At 55.9% G+C, this 23,811-nt stretch carries 22 protein-coding genes; 7 read left to right on the top strand and 15 right to left on the bottom strand.

Translation table 11 applies throughout. The features are described from left to right. Nucleotides 1-388: 388 nt before the first annotated feature. The 3 genes from ACYSMN_RS02140 to lpdA all read right to left on the bottom strand — a co-directional run bounded on the left by ACYSMN_RS02140 (nt 389) and on the right by lpdA (nt 2,599). Nucleotides 389-748, bottom strand: coding sequence for a nucleotidyltransferase domain-containing protein (locus tag ACYSMN_RS02140; RefSeq protein ID WP_488922191.1), 360 nt, complete (start codon nt 746-748; stop codon nt 389-391). Beyond that, entirely contained in the window at nt 724-1,116 is a 393-nt protein-coding gene (locus tag ACYSMN_RS02135; protein ID WP_488922190.1) for a HEPN domain-containing protein, read from the bottom strand. Before ACYSMN_RS02135 ends, ACYSMN_RS02140 begins: the two co-directional genes overlap by 25 nt. A gap of 76 nt (nt 1,117-1,192) precedes the next feature. Beyond that, a complete protein-coding gene (gene lpdA / locus ACYSMN_RS02130) occupies nt 1,193-2,599 on the bottom strand; it encodes a dihydrolipoyl dehydrogenase (protein WP_488922189.1) in 1,407 nt (468 codons plus the stop codon). A 230-nt stretch (nt 2,600-2,829) separates the two neighbouring features. Between lpdA and ACYSMN_RS02125 the strand changes: the two genes are divergently transcribed. Continuing rightward, nucleotides 2,830-3,744 (top strand): helix-turn-helix domain-containing protein, encoded by a 915-nt coding sequence (locus tag ACYSMN_RS02125; RefSeq protein WP_488922188.1) that lies wholly within the window; start codon nt 2,830-2,832, stop codon nt 3,742-3,744. Nucleotides 3,745-3,842: 98 nt separating this feature from the next. Further along, a complete protein-coding gene (locus tag ACYSMN_RS02120) occupies nt 3,843-4,811 on the top strand; it encodes an EamA family transporter (protein ID WP_488922187.1) in 969 nt (322 codons plus the stop codon). Between the two features lie 157 nt (nt 4,812-4,968). On the opposite strand, the gene ACYSMN_RS02115 is transcribed toward ACYSMN_RS02120, so the two are convergent. The 5 genes from ACYSMN_RS02115 to ACYSMN_RS02095 form a co-directional block, all read right to left on the bottom strand. Next, nucleotides 4,969-5,400 (bottom strand): hypothetical protein, encoded by a 432-nt coding sequence (locus ACYSMN_RS02115; RefSeq protein ID WP_488922186.1) that lies wholly within the window; start codon nt 5,398-5,400, stop codon nt 4,969-4,971. 38 nt (nt 5,401-5,438) lie between these two features. Beyond that, nucleotides 5,439-6,149: a carboxypeptidase-like regulatory domain-containing protein gene (locus tag ACYSMN_RS02110; protein WP_488922185.1), complete on the bottom strand. Its 711-nt coding sequence runs from the start codon at nt 6,147-6,149 to the stop codon at nt 5,439-5,441. Nucleotides 6,150-6,209: 60 nt separating this feature from the next. Next, entirely contained in the window at nt 6,210-6,653 is a 444-nt protein-coding gene (locus ACYSMN_RS02105) for a hypothetical protein (RefSeq protein ID WP_488922184.1), read from the bottom strand. A 184-nt stretch (nt 6,654-6,837) separates the two neighbouring features. Next, on the bottom strand, nt 6,838-7,218 hold the full coding sequence (locus ACYSMN_RS02100) for a hypothetical protein (RefSeq protein WP_488922183.1): 381 nt from the start codon (nt 7,216-7,218) through the stop codon (nt 6,838-6,840). Nucleotides 7,219-7,619: 401 nt separating this feature from the next. Then, on the bottom strand, nt 7,620-8,237 hold the full coding sequence (locus ACYSMN_RS02095; protein ID WP_488922182.1) for a Crp/Fnr family transcriptional regulator: 618 nt from the start codon (nt 8,235-8,237) through the stop codon (nt 7,620-7,622). A gap of 851 nt (nt 8,238-9,088) precedes the next feature. On the opposite strand from ACYSMN_RS02095, the gene ACYSMN_RS02090 reads away from it, so the two are divergent. Next, nucleotides 9,089-11,839, top strand: a complete 2,751-nt coding sequence (locus ACYSMN_RS02090; protein WP_488922181.1) for an alpha-L-rhamnosidase-related protein — start codon at nt 9,089-9,091, stop codon at nt 11,837-11,839. Between the two features lie 143 nt (nt 11,840-11,982). Then, nucleotides 11,983-12,372: a group III truncated hemoglobin gene (locus ACYSMN_RS02085; RefSeq protein ID WP_488922180.1), complete on the top strand. Its 390-nt coding sequence runs from the start codon at nt 11,983-11,985 to the stop codon at nt 12,370-12,372. A 169-nt stretch (nt 12,373-12,541) separates the two neighbouring features. Here the strand turns inward: ACYSMN_RS02085 and odhB are convergent, their stop codons facing one another. From odhB to ACYSMN_RS02065, 4 genes are all read right to left on the bottom strand, one after another. Further along, entirely contained in the window at nt 12,542-14,248 is a 1,707-nt protein-coding gene (odhB, locus tag ACYSMN_RS02080) for a 2-oxoglutarate dehydrogenase complex dihydrolipoyllysine-residue succinyltransferase (protein WP_488922179.1), read from the bottom strand. Between the two features lie 57 nt (nt 14,249-14,305). Next, nucleotides 14,306-14,677 carry a HEPN domain-containing protein gene (locus ACYSMN_RS02075; protein ID WP_488922178.1) on the bottom strand — a complete coding sequence of 124 codons (372 nt, stop codon included), beginning with the start codon at nt 14,675-14,677 and terminating at the stop codon, nt 14,306-14,308. After that, a complete protein-coding gene (locus tag ACYSMN_RS02070) occupies nt 14,664-14,987 on the bottom strand; it encodes a nucleotidyltransferase domain-containing protein (protein WP_488922177.1) in 324 nt (107 codons plus the stop codon). Before ACYSMN_RS02070 ends, ACYSMN_RS02075 begins: the two co-directional genes overlap by 14 nt. A 78-nt stretch (nt 14,988-15,065) precedes the next feature. Further along, the gene (locus tag ACYSMN_RS02065) at nt 15,066-17,915 is read right to left on the bottom strand and encodes a 2-oxoglutarate dehydrogenase E1 component (protein WP_488922176.1); all 2,850 of its coding nucleotides are present in this window, start codon (nt 17,913-17,915) and stop codon (nt 15,066-15,068) included. Nucleotides 17,916-18,939: 1,024 nt separating this feature from the next. Between ACYSMN_RS02065 and ACYSMN_RS02060 the strand changes: the two genes are divergently transcribed. Next, the gene (locus tag ACYSMN_RS02060) at nt 18,940-19,308 is read left to right on the top strand and encodes a hypothetical protein (protein WP_488922175.1); all 369 of its coding nucleotides are present in this window, start codon (nt 18,940-18,942) and stop codon (nt 19,306-19,308) included. Here the strand turns inward: ACYSMN_RS02060 and ACYSMN_RS02055 are convergent. Beyond that, nucleotides 19,305-20,342: a hypothetical protein gene (locus ACYSMN_RS02055; protein WP_488922174.1), complete on the bottom strand. Its 1,038-nt coding sequence runs from the start codon at nt 20,340-20,342 to the stop codon at nt 19,305-19,307. The genes ACYSMN_RS02060 and ACYSMN_RS02055 overlap by 4 nt on opposite strands. Nucleotides 20,343-20,522: 180 nt before the next feature. Next, a complete protein-coding gene (locus ACYSMN_RS02050) occupies nt 20,523-20,924 on the bottom strand; it encodes a hypothetical protein (protein WP_488922173.1) in 402 nt (133 codons plus the stop codon). Between the two features lie 205 nt (nt 20,925-21,129). On the opposite strand from ACYSMN_RS02050, the gene ACYSMN_RS02045 reads away from it, so the two are divergent. Then, a complete protein-coding gene (locus ACYSMN_RS02045) occupies nt 21,130-21,411 on the top strand; it encodes a hypothetical protein (RefSeq protein WP_488922172.1) in 282 nt (93 codons plus the stop codon). A 100-nt stretch (nt 21,412-21,511) separates the two neighbouring features. On the opposite strand, the gene ACYSMN_RS02040 is transcribed toward ACYSMN_RS02045, so the two are convergent. Beyond that, a complete protein-coding gene (locus ACYSMN_RS02040; protein WP_488922171.1) occupies nt 21,512-23,038 on the bottom strand; it encodes a hypothetical protein in 1,527 nt (508 codons plus the stop codon). Nucleotides 23,039-23,381: 343 nt separating this feature from the next. Here ACYSMN_RS02040 and ACYSMN_RS02035 point away from each other — a divergent pair, with 343 nt between their 5' ends. Further along, on the top strand, nt 23,382-23,600 hold the full coding sequence (locus ACYSMN_RS02035; RefSeq protein ID WP_488922170.1) for a CsbD family protein: 219 nt from the start codon (nt 23,382-23,384) through the stop codon (nt 23,598-23,600). Nucleotides 23,601-23,811: the final 211 nt, after the last annotated feature.

The raw sequence follows: 23,811 nt of genomic DNA, 5'->3' as shown, positions 1-23,811 counted from the left end.
TTTCCACCTAGTTGCACCAAAACGAACAGAACTGACTTAAATAAGTAGGTATTTCTATCAGGGTGCTGGTGCTGCTCATCGAAAGGGCAGGAAAATATGGCATAAGAATGGTCGTACACCATTAAGTCAATTTCCATTGAGGTGATGGGGTCTAATAACTTCCAACATTCGCCCTCTTCGCCAATACTTTTACAGTTAAACAGCAGTCCTGTCACCTCGAACAACTTGAGAATGACAGTCCCAATCGGTGGAATCTCACCAGAAAACACAGCCTGTGTACTATACACCCATCGCGTCAGATTTCGTTTAACTCCCAGTGTACTGCAAGTATAAAAACGGCCGAAGTTTCTTATGCTTCGGCCGTTTTTGTGTCAGTGGGTAACCACAATTACATGTGAATGGCCCGGTTCTCGGTGGTTGTCGGCTCCCATTCGCCGATGACGATGCCGGTCCGCTTAATCTCCTGAACGAAGGGGTTCCAATCCGTAAATTGCTCGGGCGAGAAAGTATGTGGCTCGATGTCAACAAACTGTTGTTGGATGATGGCGCTGCCGATTAGGCCCACATCCTGGAACCCGAACCCGGTGAATTCATCGGCCACCAAGGCTACATCGATGTCCGAAAACTGGCGCTGCTCGTTGCGGGCGTAGGAGCCGAAGAGAATGACTTTCCGTAGCGAAATAGATTGGCTACGGATGCTTTCAGCAAAGGCTTTGACCCGTTCTAGGGCAGCTGATTGAGTAAGCATTGGCGGAGGTTGGTTACGTCTTGCAACACTGCTTGGGTGAAGGCGTGGGTGGCTCGTTGGCGCAGATTGGCCGTGTAGCTTTCATAACGGCCTTCCAACTGAAAAGTATTCAATTGCTGCACAAACGTGGCTTGAGCTGGCGTCAATACCAGGGTCGTATCGGCCAACAGGCGGGCGATGTTGTGCGTGAAGGGCGGCGTGTCGGCAACGTTATCCTGTACCCACAGCGCCTTGGCCAGCTTCTCAATGGTCAGGTGGGCCCAGAACAGACAAGGCACGTAGGTACCAGCCGTAAACATAGCGCCAACCTCCTGCCAGTTCTGGTCGGCGGCATTCTTCCAGTAAGCAACATGGTCCGCTTTCGTCACCGGACTAAAGTAATAGAAAAGCGGCTGAAGCTTCTATCGCTCCAGCCGCTTTACTTTGCTGCCGCAGGGCGTGGAATTACATGTGGATGGCCCGGTTCTCGGTGGCGGCGAGGCAGGCTTCTTTCATGGCTTCGGCGTAGGTGGGGTGGGCGTGGCTCATGCGGGCCACATCCTCGGCGGAAGCGCGGAACTCCATCGCCGTTACGGCTTCGGCAATGAGGTCGGCGATGCGCGGGCCGATCATATGCACACCGAGGATTTCGTCGGTTTCCTGGTCGGCCAGCACTTTCACGAAGCCGTCGAGGTCCATGCTGGCGCGGGCGCGGCCGGAAGCGCGGAAGGGGAAAGAGCCGGTTTTATAGGCTTTGCCCTGCTCCTTGAGCTGCTCCTCGGTATAGCCCACGGCAGCCACTTCGGGCCAGGTGTACACCACGCCCGGAATGAGCAGGTAATTGATGTGGGGCTTCTGGCCGGCAATGGTTTCGGCCACGAACGTGCCTTCTTCCTCGGCCTTGTGGGCCAGCATAGCCCCGCGAATCACGTCGCCGATGGCGTAGATGCCGGGCACGTTGGTTTGCAGGTGCTCATCGACCTTGATGCGGCCGCGCTCTTCCATTGCCACGCCGGCGGCTTCCAGGTTGAGGCCCGCCGTGTAGGGCGAGCGGCCCACCGCCACCAGGCAGTAGTCGCCCTCGAACTTCACTTCCTCGCCCTTGGGGTTGGTAGCAGTTACGGTCACGGAGTCGCCGTCGCGGGTGGCGCCGGTCACTTTGTGGCTCAGGAAAAACTCGACGCCGCTCTTCTTGAGCACCCGCTGAATCTCTTTGCCCAGGCTGCGGTCCATGGTCGGGATGAGGGCATCGGCGAATTCGATTACCGACACCTTGGCATTCAAGCGCGCAAACACGGAAGCCATTTCGAGCCCAATCACGCCGCCACCAATCACGATGAAGTGGCGGGGCACTTCGCGGATATTCAGCGCCTCGGTGCTCGTGATGATGCGCTGCTTGTCTTGCGCAATGAAGGGCAGCACAGTAGGCTTGGAGCCCGTGGCGATGATGACATTCTTGGTCTCGATCTGCAGCTCTTCGCCGCCCTCGGTGGGCTGGATTTTGATATGGTTCTTATCGATGAACGAGCCGAGGCCCTTGAGCACGTCGATCTTGTTCTTCTTCATCAGGAACGATACCCCATCAACATTAGCCTTCACGACGCCGTTTTTGCGGTCTATCATCTGGTTCATGTTCACCTGCAAGTCGCTCAGCTCGATGCCGTGCTCCTTGAACGTGGTGTGGGCATTGTGGAAGTGCTCCGTGGAGTCGAGCAGGGCCTTGCTGGGGATGCAGCCCACGTTGAGGCAGGTACCGCCCAGCGTGTCGTACTTCTCGATGATGGCGGTTTTGAGGCCGAGTTGGGCGCAGCGGATGGCCGCCACGTAGCCGCCAGGCCCGGAGCCGATGACGGTAACGTCGTATTGGTTCATGCGGTGGGTGAATTCAGTGAAATCAGCGGTATAAAGGTAGGGAGTTTGGCGCAGCCCGCACGGCTGATGTTGCCTATAGCCGGGCCGGCCAAGCGTATCCCGCCGCTGCTCATACACAACCCGCTGGCCCCCGCGATAGTTGAAGACTACAGAGCGAAAAAAGTGCTATCGGCACATCCGGGGCGGCTGGTAATAGCTTCCTTTGCACTGGTCCTTGAAAGTCACGCCCCATGTACATACAGTCGGTAGTTGATAGCGAAGAGCAATCGTTGCAGGATTTTGCCTTGTTCAAGAGCGCGCCCGACCAGAACACGGTCATCAACTCGTTGTGCAAGCTCTGCAACTGGCCCACCCACACCGACCGGTTTTCGCTGAAGTTTGCCTTCACGGGCACCGAGGCCTACTACGTGCGGCACCGCAAGCTCCTAGTGGAGCGCAACCGCCTGCTAGTCGTGAATGCCGGCCAGCCGTACGCGGGCACCGTGCAGTCGGTGGAGTGGGTGCAGTGCCTGGCTATCTACTTCGCGCCGGCCCTGTTGGAAGCCGCCGTAAGTGGCCTTTCCGACCAGCAGCTCCTCACCAACCCCTTCGACCAAACGGGCGCCGCAGTCTGGTTCTATGAGCAGCTGCTGGCCGCCCCGCCCACGTTGCAGCGGCGGCTCTGGCAACTCAAGCAAGAGCTGGAAGCCGGTCCTCTTTCCGATATGGCCCTGGAAGAACGGCTCTACGCTATTCTGCTGGAGCTGCTAGCCACCCACCACCGCCAGGTCGGCACGACGGCCACGCGCCTGTCGGCCGTGAAGCCTGCCACCCGCTTGGAAATCTACCGGCGCCTGCACCTGGCTAGGGAGTTTATTGAAGCTGAAGCCACCGAGTCGCTCACGCTGGACAGCATTGCGCAGGTGAGCATGCTTTCCCGCAACCATTTGCTGCGGCATTTCCGCCAGTTGTTCGGCCACTCGCCCCACCAATACCTCACGGCCGTGCGCCTCGAAAAAGCCAAGACCCTGCTGACGCACTCGGAACTGCCGGTGCGAGAAGTGGGCGGGGCCACCGGGTTTGAGTCGGCCAGCTCGTTCGGGCGCCTGTTCAAGTCGGTGTTTGCCCTCACGCCGCAGCAGTTCCGCTTGCAGCACGTTTGCTGAGCTTGAGTCGTTATCCTGGGCTTTTCTCATTACCGCAACTTCCGGGTGGTGGCGGCAGTCCGTTGCTCCTACGTTTACCGCTCCGTTTCCCTTCTGTCATGACTACCAGTTCTTCCAGCCGGCCCGCCCGGACTTCTATTCTGCTGGCTTTTGCGGCCGTCTACATCATCTGGGGTTCCACCTACCTCGGCATCCGCTTCGCCATCGACTCCATGCCGCCCTTACTCATGGCAGGCACCCGCTACACGCTGGCGGGGGTGCTACTCTACAGTTTCATGCGCCTGCGTGGCCACCCAAGTCCCACGGCCAAAGGCTGGCTCACGGCCCTCATTATCGGGGTGTGTCTGCTCGGCTTCGGCAATGGCGGCGTGACACTGGGCGAGCAGTACATCCCTACCGGCATGGCCTCCCTGCTAGTAGCCACGGTGCCCATGTTTCTGGCCATTCTCGGCTGGCTGAGCGGCGTATCGCAGCGCCCGACGCCGCTGGTGGCGCTGGGGCTGTTGTTTGGGTTTGGCGGCGTGTACCTGCTGGCCCACACGCCCGGCGCCTCGCACGTGGCTATTCCCGGCCGCGAGAATATCGGCCTGGCCCTCATCCTGACGGCGGCGCTGGTATGGTCTATCGGCTCGTTGTACTCCAAAAAGCACCAGCCAGCCCCCTCCCCTTTCGTGTCCGGCGGCATGCAAATGATTTGCGGCGGCCTGGTGATGACCCTGGTAGGTCTGGCGCGCGGGGAAGCCGCCGGCTTCGATTTGGCCGCCGTTACGGCGAAGTCCTGGCTGGCGTATGCTTACCTGGTTTCGTTTGGCTCTATCGTGGCCTTCACGGCATACATCTGGCTGCTGCGTGCGGCGGAGCCAGCCCTGGTAGGCACCTATGCCTTCGTGAATCCGGTAGTGGCGGTGCTGCTGGGCTGGGCCTTCGCCGGCGAAACGCTCAATGTGAGCATGCTGGGCGGCGCGGGGCTTATTGTAATAGCCGTGGCGCTGGTGGTACTAGGAGGTCGTAAACCAGTGCCCGTGCCTACCGTTCAGGATGAATCTAAAGTGGCCGAGAAAGTCTAGCCTATTTATTTGTATAGCCTTGCTACAAAAGTAAAAAGCCCCGTCTCACAGAAGACGGGGCTTTTTGGCTCTAGGCGCAACGGTTGCGGGCTTAGCAGGCAAACTAAACAGACCGCACGCAGTGGAAGAGCATATTTGCGGAGGCTTAGCGGCCGCCTTAGTTGAGATGTCCGGCCTGCACGCGCAGTACTTCCCGGGCCATAGCCAGATTGGTGGTTTGTGCATCTACTACCAGGTAGATGAACTTGCTACCATTGGCGGTGAGCTTCATCAGGTGCAGTTGGCTGGAGAGCGTAATCAGAATATCGTCGAGCTGCTCGCCAACCAGTTGCAGAGCAGTCATGGCTTTCTGCTTGAGCTTTATCACTTCGGCGTTGAAAGTCGCGGCCGTATCGGGGTTGATGGTGGAATTGGAATGGGCCGCTAGGTTAGTGCCCGAAGCCACCTCTACTACACTCACGGCCAACAGTCCCGGCAAATCGGCCAACACGTGCTGCACCACTTCCTGGGCGAGCGGGTCGGGCGTAACCGGCTTGGTGGCTTCCTCAGACTGGCGGGTAGATTTTCTACGATACGATTTTGGTTTCACGCAAGCGATTTACTACAAACAGATGGCGCGAGCAGCGCTTAGAACAACTTCCACCAGTGGCGCTTCTGCTGCTGCTCTTCCTTGGGCAGTAGCGTTACATCGGCACTAGCGGTGCTGCCTTTCACGATCAACTCTTCGTCCTGGTAACCGCCGTAGCCATACTTCAGGGTGCTGGTGCCAGCCGGCACGTGCAGCAGATACTCGCCGTCGGCGTTGGTCGATACCCCGGCGCGGCTACCAGCATGCAGTACGGTGGCGCCGACCAGCGGCGTGCCGTCTTCGTTCAGAATGCGGCCCCGTACCGTTACCATGCGCAACGAAGCAGCCGATGCCATGGCTTCCGTAGAAGCTACCGAAGCTTCCGTGGGCATCACGACATTGCTTTCAGCGGGCAGATTTTCCGTGATGGTGCGCTCGGTAGGCAGCTTGGTGCCCGCGAATACTACCGACCCAATCAGGGCGGCAGAGGCTACCATAGTGGTGGCCCGGCGGCGGAAGCGTACCGGCTCGGCCCGGATGTACTGAATTTGCTTTTGCACCCAGGTGGGTGCGGGCACCACGCTCGACTCGGTGGCGTTCAAATGCTGCCAGCGGTTGAGCGTTTCGTGGGCCTGCTCGGCATCCCGATGCAGGTATTGTTCTACTGCTTTAGCTGAAGAGCGACTTAGGTCGCCGTTAAGGTAAGCGTCGCGGTAGACAGGCAATAGTTCGCCCGTCTGCGGATCAAAAGGTGAAGCCGTCAGTTTCATGATAACAAGAAATAATGGTGAAGAAAATGGGAGCCGCGTACCAGCCGCGCGCTACGGGGCCTACGCCTCGGCGGCGCGCAGCACGGCGCGGGCAATGCCCAAATTCGTATCGCGGCAGTCGACAACTACATACAAGAAGTTGGCGCCATCGGGCAGCAGCCGCAACAAGTGCAACTGCGTTTGAAGCGTAATTAGAATTTCTTCCAGATGCTCCTCTTCTGGCAGCAACAGCGCCCGCATAGCTTGGCGCTGCTGTCGAATTACCTCGGCATTGAAGCCGAGTACTTTGCTGACGTTGAGCTCGCGCGTGGTAGTGTAGGTAGCCAGTGCCTGCCCCGACTCCACTTGTACCACTGCTGCTCCCAGCAACTCTGGCAGCCCCGCCAGCACCCGCTGCAGCAGTTGCTCGGCCGCCCCCACCTCCGGTCCAGAACCTACGGTTACTATCTTATTAACCGTAGGCCCTGTTAAGGCTTGTAAACGTTGGAAAAAAGGTATTTGCATGAAAGCCTACGAACTACTCCGACGCACCTAGCACCCACAATAGGCAAGAATACTCCGGCAGCCCGTTGTCTTGGGTGTTGCCTACCCTGTTGTTTTCCTCCTACGGTTAGTGCTGCGCCTATCCCGAAGGTAAGCGACAAAACCCGGAGGCTACTTATGTTGATGCAGAATGAACTGCGCTGATTTAGTTGAGCTGATTGGAGTGAGTGCGCAGCACGTCACGGGCAATGGCGAGGTTGGTATCCCGAGAATTCACCACCAGGTAGATAAACTTGGTGCCACCGTCGTTGAGCCGAATGAGGTGCATCTGGTTGGTGAGCGTGATAAGAATGTCCTGGATAGTCTCACCAGTAAGTTTCAAAGCAGACATGGCCTTTTGCTTTTGCTTCACTACTTCGGTGTTATAAGCGGCGGCGGTATCGGGGTTGAGAGACGGCGAATTGGAGTGCGAAGCCAGGCTCATGCCCGAGTTTATGTCGACTACGGCAATTGCCACCAGGCCCGGCAGGTCCGTGATGACGTCCTGTACTACTTTACCTGCGGGGTTGTTGACTGAATAAGCCATGATACTTGTAAGAGAAGAAGGAGGGGGAGGGGAAAAGAGAAGGGTGATGAAAAGGTGCTTATTGTACTCTAAAAGTATCGTGCCGGCCCACGCGTTGGCCAACTTTTCCGACTACCTACAGACTATCAAAAAGACTTTGGTAAACAACCTGAATCCGTGTTTTTCACTATTAGATACTGATCAGCTTACCATACAAAGCTCAACTAATTGAGGCCAAGAAAAAATGACAGGTATCAAGGTAAAAAATGATTCTCGTCACTTTTTCAAACATTTTAGCAGCCTGCGCAAACCAAAATCCGATTCTGTAGAGCGATAGTACAAATTGGACTTTTTGACTGGATCCAGCAGTTGGAATGCGTTGGTCCAGGGTCAGTATATGTTTTCAAACTACCACCCTCCGCTTAGCTATGCAAAGCAGAAATCTTCCGCAGCTTTTCGAGGTTGAGAATTGTAATCTTGCTGCCCTTCGTAGCAATCAGCCCTTCGTCGCGGAACTCAGAAAGCAGGCGGCTGGCGGTTTCCTTGGCGGTGCTCATGAAGGCTGCCAAATCATCGCGCGAGATGGGAATGCTGAAGGAAGAAGAAGCGTCGGGGCGAAAAAAGTCGTGCAGCACCAACAGGGCTTCTACTAGCCGCTCCCGCACCGGCTTATACGCCGTGTGCAACAGTCGCTGCTCAGCGGCGCCAAGAGCGGCGGCCAGCAGCCGCGTGAGGGCGTGAGAAAACTGGGCATTTTGCTCAATGAGGCTGAAAAAGTCTGGCCGAGGCACCATGCAGATAATGCAGTCGGTCATGGCCACAGCGGTGGAAGCATGGTTGCCGTAGACTGTCAGCGCCTGATAGCCGAGCACATTGCCTTCCCGGCCTAGCCGCACAATTTGCTCCTTGCCGTCGTTGCTCGTTTTCGACACCTTCACCTTGCCTTTGTGAATGCAATAGAGCCCGATAGGCCGGTGACCCTCCTGGAATATAACCTGCCCCCGCTGATAGCGCTGCGAAATCTTACTGCCCGAAATCAAGGCAAGTTCGCTGGCCTGACAATTCCCTAGCAGGGAATCATGCAGGTAAGGGCAATTCTGACAACTGCTGGGGGCTGACATAGAATTCTGCTGTTAGCGGTGGTCTTTCAGTTTAAGCTAAATCGGATCTACGAAGCGATGAAAGTATTTCTACCAACCGCTATATAGTCACTTTTTTCTCTATTAGTACGATGTCTTTTTCAAGAAGCTTTACCTGGTACCGGCCTCTTATTTTGCCTGGTCAGACACATACAAAAATACAAATTATAACGTTCTAGCTCACTTGCTCAAATATTTTTATTCATTCTTTAAAACCCTTCAAATACCTATACTCGTACACTATACAAAAATTCAAATAGGGTGCTGAGGCATTCTGTCGTCTAGAAATAAGACAAACATTAAAGACATCTCTATAGATATCGACTGATCAGCTATTAAAGCCTTTTTTGCGAATCCCGATATGAGACTAACATTTGCTTAATGCAAATTCTCGTTCTCAACACTGACACTATTAAGATTGACTTTCGGGCGTATCATACGGCAGTGACGTTAGTCATTGAAGATGTGCCTGCCAGCCGATGAGGCAATACTGTCAGTTTACATCGACCGTTAGTCCCTCCTATCTTCTCCTGCCTGATTAGCCTTACACCGGCAGCACCATAGATGTGGGTGCCTGAAATTGAGTCTATGGTTAGGAAGCCACTTGCTGCTATCCGGGGCTGTTAATGGGGCCCGGTAGTTGTGCACTGGTTTGCCTAGGGCGGCAGGTAGCAATATGCTATTGTGCCTGGCCGGGCGCAATAGCAAAGCTCGGTCTTTGGTTCTCCCCGCTCCTGCTACTACCTTGACCTATGCATTACCCTCGTCTTTCCACCAGTTTTCTGCTCTCCCTGGGCCTGTTGGGCTCCTGCCAGATGCAAAAAGCAACTCCTCCTGCCACGGCCACCACTGTCACGCCACCCACCAAAACTGCGTCTGTGTGGGCGTCGGCCGCTTACACTGTATACCGCGACTCACTGGTGCAAGGCAAGCACACGGCCCGGGCGGTGTCCCGGACCGAGTTGACTTCCAATTACCAAAGCCCAGCCAACGAGTTTCAGAGCCCCAAGGTCAGCTTCAAATTCAGCCTCAACGGCAAAGACAATGAAATGCAGCCCGGCCAGGACCACGTATTCATGGCTCTGCCACGCGCCGACGGGCAGCCGCTGGAAACACCGGCCATTGTGTTTGGCCAGCAGTACGTGGACCAAACACCAATACCAGCCAACACTTTTCTCGCGCCCAACACCCCACTGAAAATACGGTTGGATCTGCGGCCAGTGCTGGCGGCTTTTCAGAAGCAGGGCTTCTATATGCTTTCCAACGGGCAGAAGCTGTACAAAGACGATTTCAAACACGTGTTTGTAGCTGGCAACACCACGCCGCTAAGCTGGGACTTCGACAACCTGATCAACAAGCCGCAGCTAGAACTGAAAGACCCCGATGGCAACGGCATCTACGAGGCCACCATCATCCTCAACGCTCACTCGGATGTAAAAACCACCGCTGGCCGCTGGAAGCAGAGTCTGGACGTGTCGGCGTTTCCGCAAGTGGAGTCGGAGTATCCGTTGCTGGATGCGCTGTATAACTTGGCGCTGGAAGAAGCCAAGCGGGCTGTAGAGCCAGACGGCACCTTCCGCACCGGCCAAGAGTGGGCTGGCGTCTGGACCCGCGACATCAGCTACAGCATTATTCTCTCGCAGGCGCTTTTGCAGCCGGAAGTAGCCAAAACCAGCCTGTTGCGCAAAGTCACGCCCGATGGGCGCATCATTCAGGATACGGGCACCGGCGGCGCCTACCCCTGCTCCACCGACCGTATCATTTGGGCCACGGCGGCCTGGGAAATCTATAAAGCCACCGGCGACGAAGACTGGCTGCGGAAAGTGTACCCCATCATCAAGCAATCCATAGCCGACGACCAGCAGAATGCCTACGACCCACGAACGGGCCTGGTGCGCGGCGAGTCATCGTTTCTGGATTGGCGCGAGCAGACCTATCCTAAATGGATGCAGCCCGTGGATATCTACCAGAGCCAGACTCTAGGCACCAACGCGGCGCATTTCCAAGGCAATATGGTGCTGGCGTTGATGGCCGAAAAGCTAGGCGAGACTGATGTGGCCGCTAAGCACCGGGCAGTGGCGGCGCGCATCAAGCAGGGCATCAACCAACACCTTTGGCTTGAAGAAAAAGGCTACTACGGGCAGTACCTGTACGGGCGCACTTTTTCACAGCTTTCACCCAAGGCTGAGGCGTTGGGAGAGGCGCTAACGGTGCTGTTTGGAGTAGCCGATGAGCAGCGGGCAAAAACGGTAGTGGCTCGCACGCCGGTCATGGATTATGGCATTCCGTGCATCTACCCGCAGATTTCTGGCATTCCACCCTATCACAACAACGCCGTGTGGCCCTTCGTGCAGAGCTACTGGGGCCTGGCCGCCGCGCAGTCCGGCAATGAAACTGCCTTCTTGGAAAGCTTAATGGCCGTGGCCCGGCCCGCCGCGCTGTTTCTCACCAACAAGGAGAATTTCGTGGCCAGCAACGGCGATTTCGCCGGTACTCAGGTGAACAGTGGCGTGATGCTGTGGAGTCTTTCCGGGACGTTGGGCCTGGTCTACAAAGGTTTGTTCGGTATGGATTTTCAGCCCGACCAGCTCACGTTTCGGCCCTTCGTGCCACAGGCGCTGCAAGGCACCCGCAAACTCCGCAACTTCCGCTACCGCAGTGCAATTCTCAACGTGGAAATGACCGGCTACGGCCGTAGTATCCGCAGCATTACGATGGATGACCAGCCTCTACCCAATGCCACCGTGCCCGCCACTCTCACTGGGACTCATGCCATTCGCGTCGAACTAACTAACGAGATGCCGACCGGCGCCGCGCAAAACAAAGTAGCGCATCATGTAGCCCCCATGACACCGGCACTAACCTACGCCACTGGCCGAATCAGCTGGGCCTCAGTGGAAGGTGCCACGGCTTATCAAGTATTGCGCAACGGTCAGTTCGCGGCGCGCACCACCGAAACCAGCCTGGCAGTGCCCGCGGTACCCACTGCGTACACCGAGTACCAAGTAGTAGCGGTGGATGCGGCCGGTTTCGAGAGTTTCGCTAGTGAGCCGCTGGCTGTGGGAGCAAGCAAGCTGCGGCGTACGGTGGAGTTGGAGAGTGGTCTGCCCAAGTCTGGCAAGCCTTACAAAGGATATTCGGGCAACGGTTTCGTGGAAATCAGCAAGACGCTGAACCGCCGTCTCACGTTGCGGCTGCCGGTGCCGGCTACTGGCTTATACGCCTTGGATTTCCGCTACGCTAACGGCAACGGCCCCATCAACACCAGCAACAAATGCGCAATCCGGACGCTACGTCACGGCTCGCAGCTATTAGGTACCGTTGTGCTGCCCCAGCGCGGCGTGGAAGAATGGTCAGATTGGGGTTACTCCAACCCGATAGTAGTACGGCTGGAAAAAGGTACTGTCGTATTTACGCTCGCGCTAGAGTCGGCTAACGAGAATATGAACGGCGAAGTCAACCAAGCAATGTTGGATTGCCTGCGTGTCACGAGAGTGGATTAATCTGGTAAGGACCAGCTTCTACAATGTGCTAAAGGGATATGAATAGAACGGGGATAAAAAATTTCACCTTTTGGGCGAATATCCTGCAACCTGCGTAAATTCGCTGCGTACTTGGTAGCCCAACCGTTCTTATCCCCCTGCCCATGAAAACTTCAGCTACCCGCCACGACATTCAGAATGAGGGCGACATCAAAACTCTAGTTGATACGCTGTGCCATAAGGCTACCAACGATACGCTGCTGGGCGCAAGCTTCGGCGCTGCCGCTCGTATTCACTGGCCTCACTACCTGACGTCGCAGTACCGATACTGGAGCAGCACGCTGCTCGGGCAGGGAACCACGGAAGGCGAACCGCTGCCCGAGCAAATTGCTCTTCCCCGCAGCGGCGCCCACGTAGAGCATTGGCTGAATCTGTTTTCTTCAACGGTAGAAGAATTTTTCTCGGGCTCGAAAGCGGAAGAGGCCAAGCAACTGGCGAAGCAGCTAGCCACCCGCTTGAGTGCTACCCGCAGCCGTGAACTGCCAGTCGACTAGGACCACGGATTAGCACGAATTTTAGCGGATTTCACGGATTTTGTGGACGATTAAAAAGCAACAGAGCTTGCCACTTGGCAAGCTCTGTTGCTTTTTTCGGACAAGGTTGATTACGTCCGCGCCATTCACAAAATCCGTGCAATCCGAAAAATCCGCCCGAATCCGTGGTTCAGACACCTAGCAGCAAGCGGCTCGGATCTTCTAGCAGCTCTTTCACGCGCACCAGGAACGACACCGATTCGCGGCCGTCGATGATGCGGTGGTCGTAGCTCAGGGCCAGATACATCATCGGCCGAATCACCACTTGGCCATTCTCTGCGACTGGGCGCTGCACGATATTGTGCATACCTAAAATGGCTGACTGCGGAGCATTAATAATAGGAGTGCTCATCATGGAGCCAAACACGCCGCCATTCGTGATGGTAAACGTACCGCCGGTCATCTGCTCGATGGTAAGCTTGTTGTCGCGGGCCAGTGTGGCGAGGCGCACCACTTCTTTCTCGATGCCTTCGAAAGACAGCTCCTCCGCGTTCCGAATCACGGGTACCACCAACCCTTTAGGGGCCGAAACAGCAATGCTGATGTCGCAGAAGTCGTTGAATACAATGTCGGTACCATCAATCTGGGCATTCACGGAGGGCCATTCTTTCAGGGCCACGCACACGGCTTTGGTGAAGAAGGACATGAAGCCCAGGCCCACCCCGTTTTTCTCCTTGAACTTGTCTTTGAACTTGGTGCGCAAGTCCATGATGGGTTGCATGTTCACCTCGTTGAAGGTGGTGAGCATAGCTGTTTCGTTCTTCACTGCCACCAAACGGCGCGCCACCGTTTTGCGCAGGTTGCTCATCCGCTCCCGGCGCTGGTTGCGGTTGCCACTGGCTACCGGAGCAGCTTGCGGCTGAGCCGCCGGAGTTTGGGCTGGAGCAGCTGGTGCGGCAGTTGGTGTTGGCGCGGCTGGCTTGGCCTGGGCGTTCTGGGCATCTTCTCTTGTGATGCGTCCGTCGCGGCCCGTGCCTTGCACGTCAGTGGCGCTGATGCCTTTCTCGCCGAGAATTTTGCCAGCCGCTGGCGAAGGCGTACCGGTGGCGTAGCTGGTGCTGGAAGCCGAAGTTGCCGGAGCGGCAGCTGGAGCCGCTTGCGTAGCTGCTGGAGCCGCAGCAGCCGGGGCCGGTGCGGCTGCCGGAGCGCCACTGCCACCTTCGATGCGGGCAATCGTTGCTCCAATGCCAATGGTTTCGCCTTCCTTGGCGACGTGGTGCAAGGTACCCGTTCCTTCGGCCGGTAGCTCAAACGTAGCTTTATCCGACTCCAGCTCCGCAATGATTTCGTCGCGCTGCACCTGGGCCCCGTCTTCCTTCAGCCATTTCGCTACCGTTACTTCCGTGATGGACTCCCCCACGGCGGGAATTTTCATCTCTACCGTGGCACCACCACTGGTTGCGGGTGCTGCCTGAGGAGCAGTGGGAGCGGCGGGTGGTGTGGGAGTGTCGGCAGAGCCGGCTTGCGAGCCACCGTAGCCGCTTTGGTTGCTGGCTTGCGGGTTTTCCTCTCCTTTATCTACCGGGTCGGCGGTGGGCTGAGTGGGGGCACTTTGCGCGGGCTGTGCGGGAGCAGCGGCTGGGGCCGAAGCCGCCGGAGCACCAGCGCCATCAATGTCGGCTATGACGGTGCCAATACCAATGGTTTCGCCTTCTGCCACGCGGATTTTCAGGGTGCCGTCAGCTTCGGCGGGTAGCTCAAACGTGGCTTTATCCGACTCTAGCTCGGCAATTACTTCATCGCGCTTCACGGCCTCGCCGTCTTTCTTGAGCCACTTAGCAATCGTGACTTCGGTGATGGACTCGCCGACGGCGGGGATTTTAATTTCCAGACCCATAGGTGGGAGAGTTGAAGGGTTTCGGGGAGGGGTGAAAATATTATCAGCTGAGTAGAGCTACCTGTCGCGAAAGTGACGCGCTGCAACCAGCAATTCCGCAACAGGCGGCTCTTCATCTTCGCCAGGATACTGTATTGCTACGCCAAAAGGAGTGAGCAGTTGAGCCATATCAGTTTCCGAAGAAGTAAAAGATTCCACCGCTTGTAGCAAGGAAAGCAAACGAAGCAAATCGTGCGTCCGGGGCGGGTCCTCGCCCGGGGCTGCCAAGCGTGCCTTCAGATACTTCTCTGCGGCTCGCTGGCAATGAAAAGCAACTGCGTCGTAATCTTCCGGTGCATCGGCTAGTCGCTCAACCACTCGCAAGTCGCCGTCCGCTTTGCGCAACCACTGGCGCAGCAGTTCTTTTTCTAAGTCGTTAAGCGGCTGCATACAATTCACGCCCGTCGCGTAATGCTTTGTGCTCTACAACGAAACGAATCTGGCGTGCTCGTTCCTCTTCTTTTTCGTTGAGCACCAGAATGTCCAGTGCCGGATTTCCAAGATCGTGAATAGCTGTTCTAACCGCGACAATTCGCTCCCACTTCTTTCGCATGTCACTGGCTTTGATAACAAGCAAATCCAAGTCACTTTCCTCCGTAGGAGTACCGTACGCATACGAACCGAACAGAATGATTCGATCAGGCTGGTACCGCGCAACAATGCGTTGGGCTATGGCTTGAATTTGCTTTTCAGTTATCATAAACGGTTGCGTTATCCCGGGAGTGACAAAGGGCTCTGGCTGCTTACCGCGCTTATCTGCTCAGCATGCCAAGGTACACTAATCCGTTTTTTGGGCGTTGGCGGCAGTTTCTTTGATGTTCTCGTCGGCAACGGCTTCGCGGGGCTTGTCGAAGGCGCGAGCCACTAGCTCTTTCTGTTCCTTCACGTGCACCTTGTTGTAGCCAGTGGCCGGAGAAGCGGAAGGCTTGCGGGAAACAACGTCTTCTAGCTCGCGGCGCATGAAACGGAGCAGGTAATTCCAGTAGCCCATATTTTCGGGCTCTTCCTGTACCCAGTACACCTTGGCTTTGGGGTACTTCGCCAGCTCGGCATCGAGTTGCTTTTTGGGGAAGGGATGCAGCTGCTCCAGCCGGACAAGCGCCACATCAGTGCGGCCCGACTGCTGCTGCTCTTCCAGCAAGTCGAAGTACACTTTACCCGTGCACAGCAGCACCCGCTTTACCTTCTTAGCATCGGCGTAGGTGTCGCCGAGCACCTCGCGGAAGCCGCCGCTGGTGAACTCCTCCATCGGCGACACGCACAACGGGTGGCGCAGCATGGACTTCGGCGACATCACCACCAACGGCTTGCGGAATTCCCAGGTCAGCTGCCGACGCAAAGCATGGAAGAAGTTGGCCGGCGTGGTCATGTTGGCCACGATGATGTTGTTTTCGGCCGCCAGTTGCAGGAACCGCTCGGGGCGGGCGTTGGAGTGCTCCGGCCCCTGACCTTCGTAGCCGTGGGGCAACAGCAACACTACGCCATTCATGCGCTGCCACTTGCTCTCCGACGACACAATGAACTGGTCTATCATAGTCTGGGCGCCGTTGGCAAAGTCGCCAAACTGCGCTTCCCACACCACCAGCGCCGTGGGATTAGCCATGGCGTAACCAAATTCGAAACCTAGCACGCCGTACTCGCTCAGCAGCGAGTTATAAATGCGGAGCTGCTCTTGATTTTCGCTGATGTGGTTGAGCGAGGTATAGGGCGCCGACGTTTCGGCATCGTGGAGCACGGCGTGGCGGTGCGAGAATGTGCCGCGCTGGCAATCCTGGCCGCTTACGCGTACAATGTGTTTCTCTTCCAGCAACGAGCCGTACGCCAGCAGCTCGCCAGCTGCCCAGTTCAGAATCCGCGACTCGAAGAACATTTTCTTACGCTCTTCTATCAGCTTCTCAATCTGCTTTAGCGGGCGGAAGCCTTCGGGCAACGTCGTTAGGGCTTTGCCTACTTTCTGCACCAATTCTTCGCTAATGCCCGTTTCCGGCGATTGGTCGAAGTCTTCGGACTTGCTGCGGCGCAGGCTGCGCCACTCGTTTTCGAGAGCTTGGTAGTTGTAGGGCAGCGGCTTCTGCTTCACCATGTCCAGGCGGGCCTGCAAGGTGTCGCGGAACTCCTTGTCCATGTGCTGCGCCAGCTCAGCATCTACGTCGCCGCGCTGCACCAGCATGGCGTTGTACACCTCGCGAGGGTTCTGATGCTTGCTGATGATGTTGTAGAGCGTGGGCTGCGTGAATTTTGGCTCGTCCGATTCGTTGTGGCCGTGGCGGCGGTAGCACACCATATCAATGAAGATATCGGCGTGAAACTGCTGGCGGTATTCCGTAGCAAGGCGCACGGCAAACACTACCGCCTCCGGGTCGTCGCCGTTCACGTGCAGCACGGGCGCATCGATGATCTTGGCTAGATCGGTGCTATAGATAGACGAGCGGGCATCCTCAAAATCGGTGGTGAAACCAACTTGGTTGTTGATAACGAAGTGAATGGTGCCGCCCGTCTTGTAGCCCTCCAGCTGCGACATCTGCGTCACTTCGTAGCCGATGCCTTGGCCAGCCAAAGCTGCATCGCCGTGGATGAGGATGGGCAGGATCTGGTGGTAGTCGTCGGCGTACTGGTGCTCGATCTTGGCCCGCACGAAACCTTCCACCACGGGATTCACCGCTTCGAGGTGGGACGGGTTGGGCGCGAGCTTGAGATTCACTTTACGGCCACCTTCGGCTTCCACTTCCGAGCTGTAGCCCATGTGGTATTTCACGTCGCCGTCGCCCATAGTCAGGTCCGGCACGGCAGTTCCCTCGAATTCCGAGAATATCTGCTCATAGGTCTTGCCCATGATGTTGGCCAGCACGTTGAGGCGACCCCGGTGAGCCATGCCAAGCATAACTTCTCGCACGCCCAATTCGGAGGCCTTGTTGATGATGGCATCGAGCGCAGGGATAGTGGTTTCGCCACCTTCCAGCGAGAAGCGCTTCTGACCCAGGAATTTGGTGTGCAAGAAGTTCTCGAACACTACTGCCTCATTAAGCTTGCTCAGAATACGCTTCTTGTACTCAAGGCTGGGATTGAAGCTTAAGGAGTCCTTTTCCACTTTCTCGCGGAACCAGTCGAGCACCTGCGGGTCGCGGATGTACATGTACTCGAAGCCAATGCTACGCGTGTACACCTTCTCTAAGGCCGCCACGATGTCGCGCAGTTTGGCGTCGGGGCCTAAGCCTAACACTTCGCCGTTTTTGAAAACAGTGTCCAGATCGGCCTCGCCTAAGCCAAAATCGGCGATGTCGAGGCGCGCTTTGCGGTCTTTGCGCTCCCGTACCGGGTTGGTTTTGGCGCGCAAGTGGCCGCGGCTGCGGTAAGCGTGAATGAGGTTGCGAACTTGCGTTTCCTTGTCGGAAGCAAGCGTATCCGTCGCCCGAATTTCACTAGCGGAGTTGGTGCTAGCGGAAGTAGCTAGTACACCTTCGCCGGCAGCTTGCGGCGCGTTGCCATCGGAGTATTGCTGGGAAAAGTCGAAGCCCTCAAAAAACTTGCGCCAGCCAAAATCGACTGATTCAGGGTCGCTCTTGTAAGCTTGGTACAGTTGATCAATGTAGTCGCCATGAGCGTTGGCGATATAAGAGTAAGCGTCCATGCGGTGGGAGCTGGTGTGTTGGCAGTAAAAGTAAAAGGTCTGATTAGAAAGCACAAACTGATATTCGCATTCGCAAATAAACCTGACAATAAGTACTATTAGTTACATTATATATTACTTATTATGCTGCCCAATCTATCTAAAATATAATGAAGGCAATGCTTACGATTACTGAAACATACCATATTCTTGGGTAGTCGTCTACCACTTACGACGAATCTGCGCCAAGGATATAATGGCTAGCCGGCCAGATTAGCTGCTCAAATCAAAGCAAGATAAGTCTTGGCTTAGCAGTAATCTTCGCTGTTGGTGCTCCTTAGTGGATACACTCTTTCAACTCTAAGCGGTGGGTCTAGCTATGTTTGTAACATAAAAGCAACCCTCATTATGACCTATAGCGTTGGCCAGTAGTTGTGAGAAATGCTACAGCGTAAATTATTACCGAAGAAATATTTGCCAGCATGATAATCGTCTTAGAACAGTAAGTAGGAGCAGAAAACACTCACAATTCCAAACTTATCAAGCGTAGTAATCAGGGTATCATTGCTCAGCTATGTCAACCCTTTTCGCTCTCCACTCGTAAGCGCTCAGCCGATTGAACGAGCATGGTTAGCTAAATGAATTAGAAAAATGCTCGTACCTTTGGCACCTCCTAAGAGTCTGCACTTCATAAGTGCAAAATTTTATATGTATTATTTAAAATAACTATTCTTTTCGTTTCCTTACCGCTCATTCGCAGCATTTCAGTCGTTGAATTCATAATTCAGGAGCAATTCTTCCATCATAGTTGGAATGATGCTCTTCCCTTAGCCGAGTCGGGCCGGCTGTCTATCCTCTCCAGACTGAGCGAGAGTTCACGAACCCAAACGCCATGTCTCTTGCGTTATTCCTGCTAACTGTTCTTTTTCCTCCCCGCACGCTCCCTGCTGCACCTTTGGCTTTACCTTCCACAGTAGCTAGCATCAGCCCCCGTCCGGTACCTAAAGCAGTACCGGTAATGCCTGTCAAGCGCATACCCCAGACTTTGTCGTACACTGTTACGGCTACTACTTACTGGCCCGAACTGGACCAGACCGACGATGCCCCGATGGAGACTGCCGACGGTTCCATCATTCCGGCACGCCATTCCAGTAGAACCGGCTGGATTGCGGTTTCTCGTGACCTGCTAGCTCCTTGGGGCGGCCCTTTCCGCTACGGCGATAAGGTGCGAGTACGCGGTATTTCCGACGCATTGGATGGCGTCTATATCATCCACGATACCATGAACCGCCGCCACCGCCACTGCGTGGACGTACTAGTGAACGAGCGGGAGTGCAAAAGCGGCCTCGAAGGTCGTTGGCCCAACATCAAGCTCACCAAATTCACTTTCGAGCCAACCTGGCAAGCAGGTTAGCTCGCTTTATTTCCCTGCTCATCAGCGGCTGCCGGATAGTGCTCCAAGTACCGAGGCTGTCCTTGAGCATCATACAAGAAGCTAAGTGGCTGAGCAGGGTCGCGCATGATTTCTTCGATGGAAATCTGCCACCGCTTCCACATTTCCATTAAAGATTGTCCGTAGGCGCTGTTGTCCCAGGGGTTGAATATTTCTCCCGTAACATCGTCGATAAGCGTGTCCAGTACCACTGTGGTATCGCCGGGCTGCGAAGGCCGGGGGAAATAGTCGGGTACTACATTTAGCAGGTAGGCGGCGTAGTATACTCGGGCTTTGAACTCAGCAACTTGTACCGGGTGCAGAGGACGTTGGGCATCTTGGTACACTCGTCGCATAGCTTGCCCAATGATGCCGTTGTCGACTAAGCAAGCCATTAGCTGAGCATTGCCGAGTTTGATGCTGAAGGTGATAGTGCTTAGATCATCATCGTAGGCGAAGGGCAAGTCGTCTTCGCGTGGGTCGACTTCAAGCAGGAAGATGGAGCCGGGCACGAAGTCCTCGTATTCCATAGGTACGCGCAACGCTTGAAGAGGCTGGAAGAACGCCTGAAACCGCCGAAAAAGCTGAGCATTCTCGGCTAATGGGTATTGAGGGCGAGCTAGCGGGTTCATCTCAGTGAGCAGCTCCGTAACCAAGATACCGTAGAACATCTTGCCTAGCCAAAGAAACAACGTCTGCTCGTCCAATTTCCGTAAACCCACCAAGCCCTGACTAGCAGCGGATTCCACGTGTGCTTCCAGCGGCTCCACATGCTGAGTGCGACAGGTGGAACAGCAGGCAATGTGCAAGTCCTGATAGCGCACGATGCTCATATCCAAGAGCTTGATTTGCCGCTCGTGCAAATCATACCGAGCCATTAGCCACTCGGCAAAAACGGGCACTACATCTTGCCTAGGAGTAGTAGGCGCACCGCACAAAAAGCATTGCTGCTCGCCAAAACGCATACCGGCAAAAGGGTCGTAGAGGGCGAGGGCCGCGGAAGAAGAACTGGACATAAAACGAGTAAACCGCAAAGTCCGGCAAAAGTACGCCGCGGCACTGCAGCAGACAGCAGCTTTTACGTCAAACTGCTTCTGATTGACAAACTACCAATCGAGCATTTACACGACACCCCACCCTGGCCACATGTGACCAAGGTGGGGTGTTGCGCTTTTATACAGCCTTATGTAGGAAGCCTAACGGGAAAGCGAAGACCCCATTTTGATGAGCACTTTGCTCAAATGCACCAACGGAGCCGAGTAATCATCGTTCGAGTCGTCGGCTACTTTGGTGGTTTCGGCGCCTAGGGTAGCCAGCGTTTCGGCTAGGGCGTGGGGGGCCGTATCGGAGGCGGTTAGCTGCTCGCGTAGCGTGGCTAGTTCCTGAATAATCTTGGCCAAGCCCGGACGCTCAGAGGCACGCAGCACCTCTTCCCACCGCTCAATTTCAGTTAGTCCTTTCTGGCTAGCATGTTCAGGAACGCCGGCGTTGAGCAAGGCAAGCGTGTCTTCCAGCAACGCCGTATTTTGCTGGTCGGTGACGCCGAGCGGCACGTTGGGCGTGGGAGGCGTTTGGGGGGTGGAGGCCGTGGAATCCATAAGTACAGAGTGAGTAGTAAGCGGGAGAGTGAGTCGTCTTGCTATACTTACCCGCAGCCGGAAAAGTTGAGCGGCGGAGCAGCGCAGCAGACCAATTGGAACAGGAGAAGGCGACTTGTTGAGCTAAAAGCCGACGAGGGTTACCTCGGAAACTGCTGGCTATTAAAGTCGTTCTATCTGTTCATCAAGCCACGTTCCTCAACCTATGAAAACATTCTTCAAACCCTTGCTCCTCGTTGTAGCTGTTGCCACCTCCTGCACCCAAAAAGGTGAAGAAAAGGCCAATACAACCGCCGACCAGACTGAAACCACCACCGAACCCAGCACTGCTAGCTCAGCCCCTAACGACAGCAGCCAAGTGAACCAAAGCCTGGAAAACGCTGCGGAAAGAGCTTCGGCCACTACTTCCTCTTCTACCAGCACGGCCAAACCAGACCCAGCAGTAGGCACCGATAAGGCCGCTACCGACGCCGCTCCTAACAACTAACTGCTGCCACTCAGACCAGGGAAGCTTATGACACAAGAGTAAAGCCCAGGTTCTGCTCAAGAACCTGGGCTTTTAGTTGGAAGCAGCTTTTCTGGGGTGGCTATGCGGTGGCCAGTTCTAGTAGCACTTCATAGTAGGGGCGGCCTTCCATGCGGGCGTGCAGCCAACCGTAGAAGCTGAGGGCTTGTAGGTCCTCTTGCGCCAGGGGGGCGAAGGCGGGCAGGTTGCTTACTCGCTCCGCGAAGGCTGGGCGGCGGGCTGCGGCGGGGTCGTCGATGATTTCGCGCACCAGACTTAGATAGCCGAGTACGGCGGCGTAGCCTTCACCGGCGGCGCTGAATCGTTCCTTCAATATTCGCTCGATGGCCCGCAGCCGGTTTAGGGCGAGGTCGGGGTTGCCTAACTCGAACTGCACCAGCATTTCACCCATGCTTTTGTTGAGCATCCATTCGAGGCCCATTTCCTGCTCGCACCAGTGGTCGGAGCGGCCAATGCTGATGAGGGTCTGGTTGGTTTTGGCGAACTGACCTTCGGCGAAATAGTGAAAGGCCAGGCCTAGGCGGGCCGTGAGTTGGTCGCGGGTGGTGAGGGTGATGCCCGTTTGGCGCAGAATCTTTTCCAGCAGTTGAATGCTCTCCGCGTTGCGGCGCAAAAAGGCGTAGTTGGCCGCCAGCAGAAACGTGTAGCGCGGCAGCCACTCGGCGTGGTAACCTTGCGCGCCGCCTTGCGCCAGCACGGCCCGTAGCTGCTCCAAGTACTGCACCGACTCCTGAAACCGCCGCGTGCGGTAGAGTGCGTGCGCCACCATGTAGAGCAGCCCTAGCTGGTAGTAGCGGTGAGCCGGCGAAAACCCGTGGCGCTTTTCCATGAGGTGGTAGCAGCGCAGCACAAATGGCGCAAACGACACAAAGTCGCGGCGCACGAGCATGGCGCTGCGGGCAATGGACATGAGCCGGTACAGCACCGATGGGCGGCGAGCAAAGGCTTCCTGCAAATCGTATTCGCGTAGCACATCCTGCAAGATGCCATCGAAAGCTTCGCCGGCGCGGCCTTTCACGCGGGCTTTTCGCAGGCGCTGCCGGATGAGGCTGTCGGCAATACCAGCGCGCTCCTCTTCATCGGCGGCTTTTTTGTTGAGGCGATGACGCTGGATGATGTCGGCGAGGTCGTCGGCATGGTCGCTGCCGGCCTGGGCTATTTGCAGGTTGTAGACGGTGTTGAGCAGCTCGTATTGCTCGTTGTCGCGGGCCAGCTTTTCGGCTTTGCGCAGCATCGACCAGCCCAGGCGCGGCACGCCTACTTCGAACAGATACTGGGCCAGCGTGAGCAGGCCGCGCACCGAGGATGCCGCGGTGGGGTCTTGCTGGCGCTGGCGCAGCAGCAGATAATCGGTGAGGTGGCGCAGCAGGCGCTTACGAAGGGCGTAGTAAGCTACCGCGTTGGGCTCGTCGGGGTAGAGCTTCTCGAGCAGCTGGGCCGTGGTATACTCGCGGGACTGGAGCAGCAGCTCACAGAGCTTCAAGTCCATACGCCCCTTGGGTTTGCGCTTCTGACGCTGGATAAACTGGGTGAATTCCTTCCGGTCGGTGGGCGAAAAGGTGGCTAGCGTAGTACGAAGGTCATCCATAACAACAGGAGGCGAACAAATTGAAATCTATTGACAGGCGGCCTTCCGCGCCATTGCGCCATTATTCCCAAAGAATGGCTTGGCTAAAGAAAGCGGTTTTCCAGCAAGAATCAATGTAACCGAATAGCTTTAAAAGCCAACAAAAGCTTATCTATTTCCAGCATTCAGGCCGGAGAAGCTTTGAGGGTAGCGCCCCGAGTTGGTTGGGGCGCGACACTGAGTTTCGATGACGAAGAGGCTGGACCGTGCTTCGGAAAACAGTCAGCAAAATTCGGGCATTATCAACCCCGCCCAACCTCAAGCGTATAAAAGCTCATCTTTCCCACCTTAACCACCTACGATCATGGACGTTAATAGAAATGGTATCGACGATAGCACGGAACTGCGGGCCCGCGGCAACTGGAACGAAATCAAAGGCCAGACCAAGCAGAAGTGGAGCAACCTCACCGACGATGACCTGCATTATGAAGAAGGTCAGCAAGACGAGTGGTTCGGCCGCCTGCAGCACAAAACAGGCGAAACCGTAGACAACATCAAAAGCTGGTTTCAGCGCACGTTTTGAAGCTCAACTGAATAGATCGAAAACACCTCAGACCTCCAGCTGAGGTGTTTTTTTGTTATAATCCTGGCTCCAGCACGGTGCTTTAAGCAGCAGGAAGAAGCCAACCCAGGGCTGAAGCCCTGGGCTAGGGAGTAGCTTACAGGGAGATACTATTTAACCCAAGTTGCAGGCTATAGCCCGAATCGGTCGATAGCGTGAACGAAGACGAAGA

The organism is Hymenobacter sp. M1-2 (genome assembly GCF_057808495.1).
The sequence above is the reverse complement of the archived record's forward strand: the minus strand, read 5'-3'. Positions and strand labels throughout refer to the sequence as shown.

Coding starts and splice junctions, on each gene's coding strand:
- ACYSMN_RS02045 (WP_488922172.1), top strand. CDS start 21,130: ATGAAAACATTCTTCAAACCCTTGCTCCTCGTTGTAGCTGTTGCCACC.
- ACYSMN_RS02105 (WP_488922184.1), bottom strand. CDS start 6,653: ATGCAAATACCTTTTTTCCAACGTTTACAAGCCTTAACAGGGCCTACG.
- ACYSMN_RS02125 (WP_488922188.1), top strand. CDS start 2,830: ATGTACATACAGTCGGTAGTTGATAGCGAAGAGCAATCGTTGCAGGAT.
- ACYSMN_RS02035 (WP_488922170.1), top strand. CDS start 23,382: ATGGACGTTAATAGAAATGGTATCGACGATAGCACGGAACTGCGGGCC.
- ACYSMN_RS02075 (WP_488922178.1), bottom strand. CDS start 14,677: ATGCAGCCGCTTAACGACTTAGAAAAAGAACTGCTGCGCCAGTGGTTG.
- ACYSMN_RS02040 (WP_488922171.1), bottom strand. CDS start 23,038: ATGGATGACCTTCGTACTACGCTAGCCACCTTTTCGCCCACCGACCGG.
- ACYSMN_RS02050 (WP_488922173.1), bottom strand. CDS start 20,924: ATGGATTCCACGGCCTCCACCCCCCAAACGCCTCCCACGCCCAACGTG.
- ACYSMN_RS02120 (WP_488922187.1), top strand. CDS start 3,843: ATGACTACCAGTTCTTCCAGCCGGCCCGCCCGGACTTCTATTCTGCTG.
- ACYSMN_RS02085 (WP_488922180.1), top strand. CDS start 11,983: ATGAAAACTTCAGCTACCCGCCACGACATTCAGAATGAGGGCGACATC.
- ACYSMN_RS02055 (WP_488922174.1), bottom strand. CDS start 20,342: ATGTCCAGTTCTTCTTCCGCGGCCCTCGCCCTCTACGACCCTTTTGCC.
- ACYSMN_RS02070 (WP_488922177.1), bottom strand. CDS start 14,987: ATGATAACTGAAAAGCAAATTCAAGCCATAGCCCAACGCATTGTTGCG.
- lpdA (WP_488922189.1), bottom strand. CDS start 2,599: ATGAACCAATACGACGTTACCGTCATCGGCTCCGGGCCTGGCGGCTAC.
- odhB (WP_488922179.1), bottom strand. CDS start 14,248: ATGGGTCTGGAAATTAAAATCCCCGCCGTCGGCGAGTCCATCACCGAA.
- ACYSMN_RS02140 (WP_488922191.1), bottom strand. CDS start 748: ATGCTTACTCAATCAGCTGCCCTAGAACGGGTCAAAGCCTTTGCTGAA.
- ACYSMN_RS02110 (WP_488922185.1), bottom strand. CDS start 6,149: ATGAAACTGACGGCTTCACCTTTTGATCCGCAGACGGGCGAACTATTG.
- ACYSMN_RS02090 (WP_488922181.1), top strand. CDS start 9,089: ATGCATTACCCTCGTCTTTCCACCAGTTTTCTGCTCTCCCTGGGCCTG.
- ACYSMN_RS02065 (WP_488922176.1), bottom strand. CDS start 17,915: ATGGACGCTTACTCTTATATCGCCAACGCTCATGGCGACTACATTGAT.
- ACYSMN_RS02100 (WP_488922183.1), bottom strand. CDS start 7,218: ATGGCTTATTCAGTCAACAACCCCGCAGGTAAAGTAGTACAGGACGTC.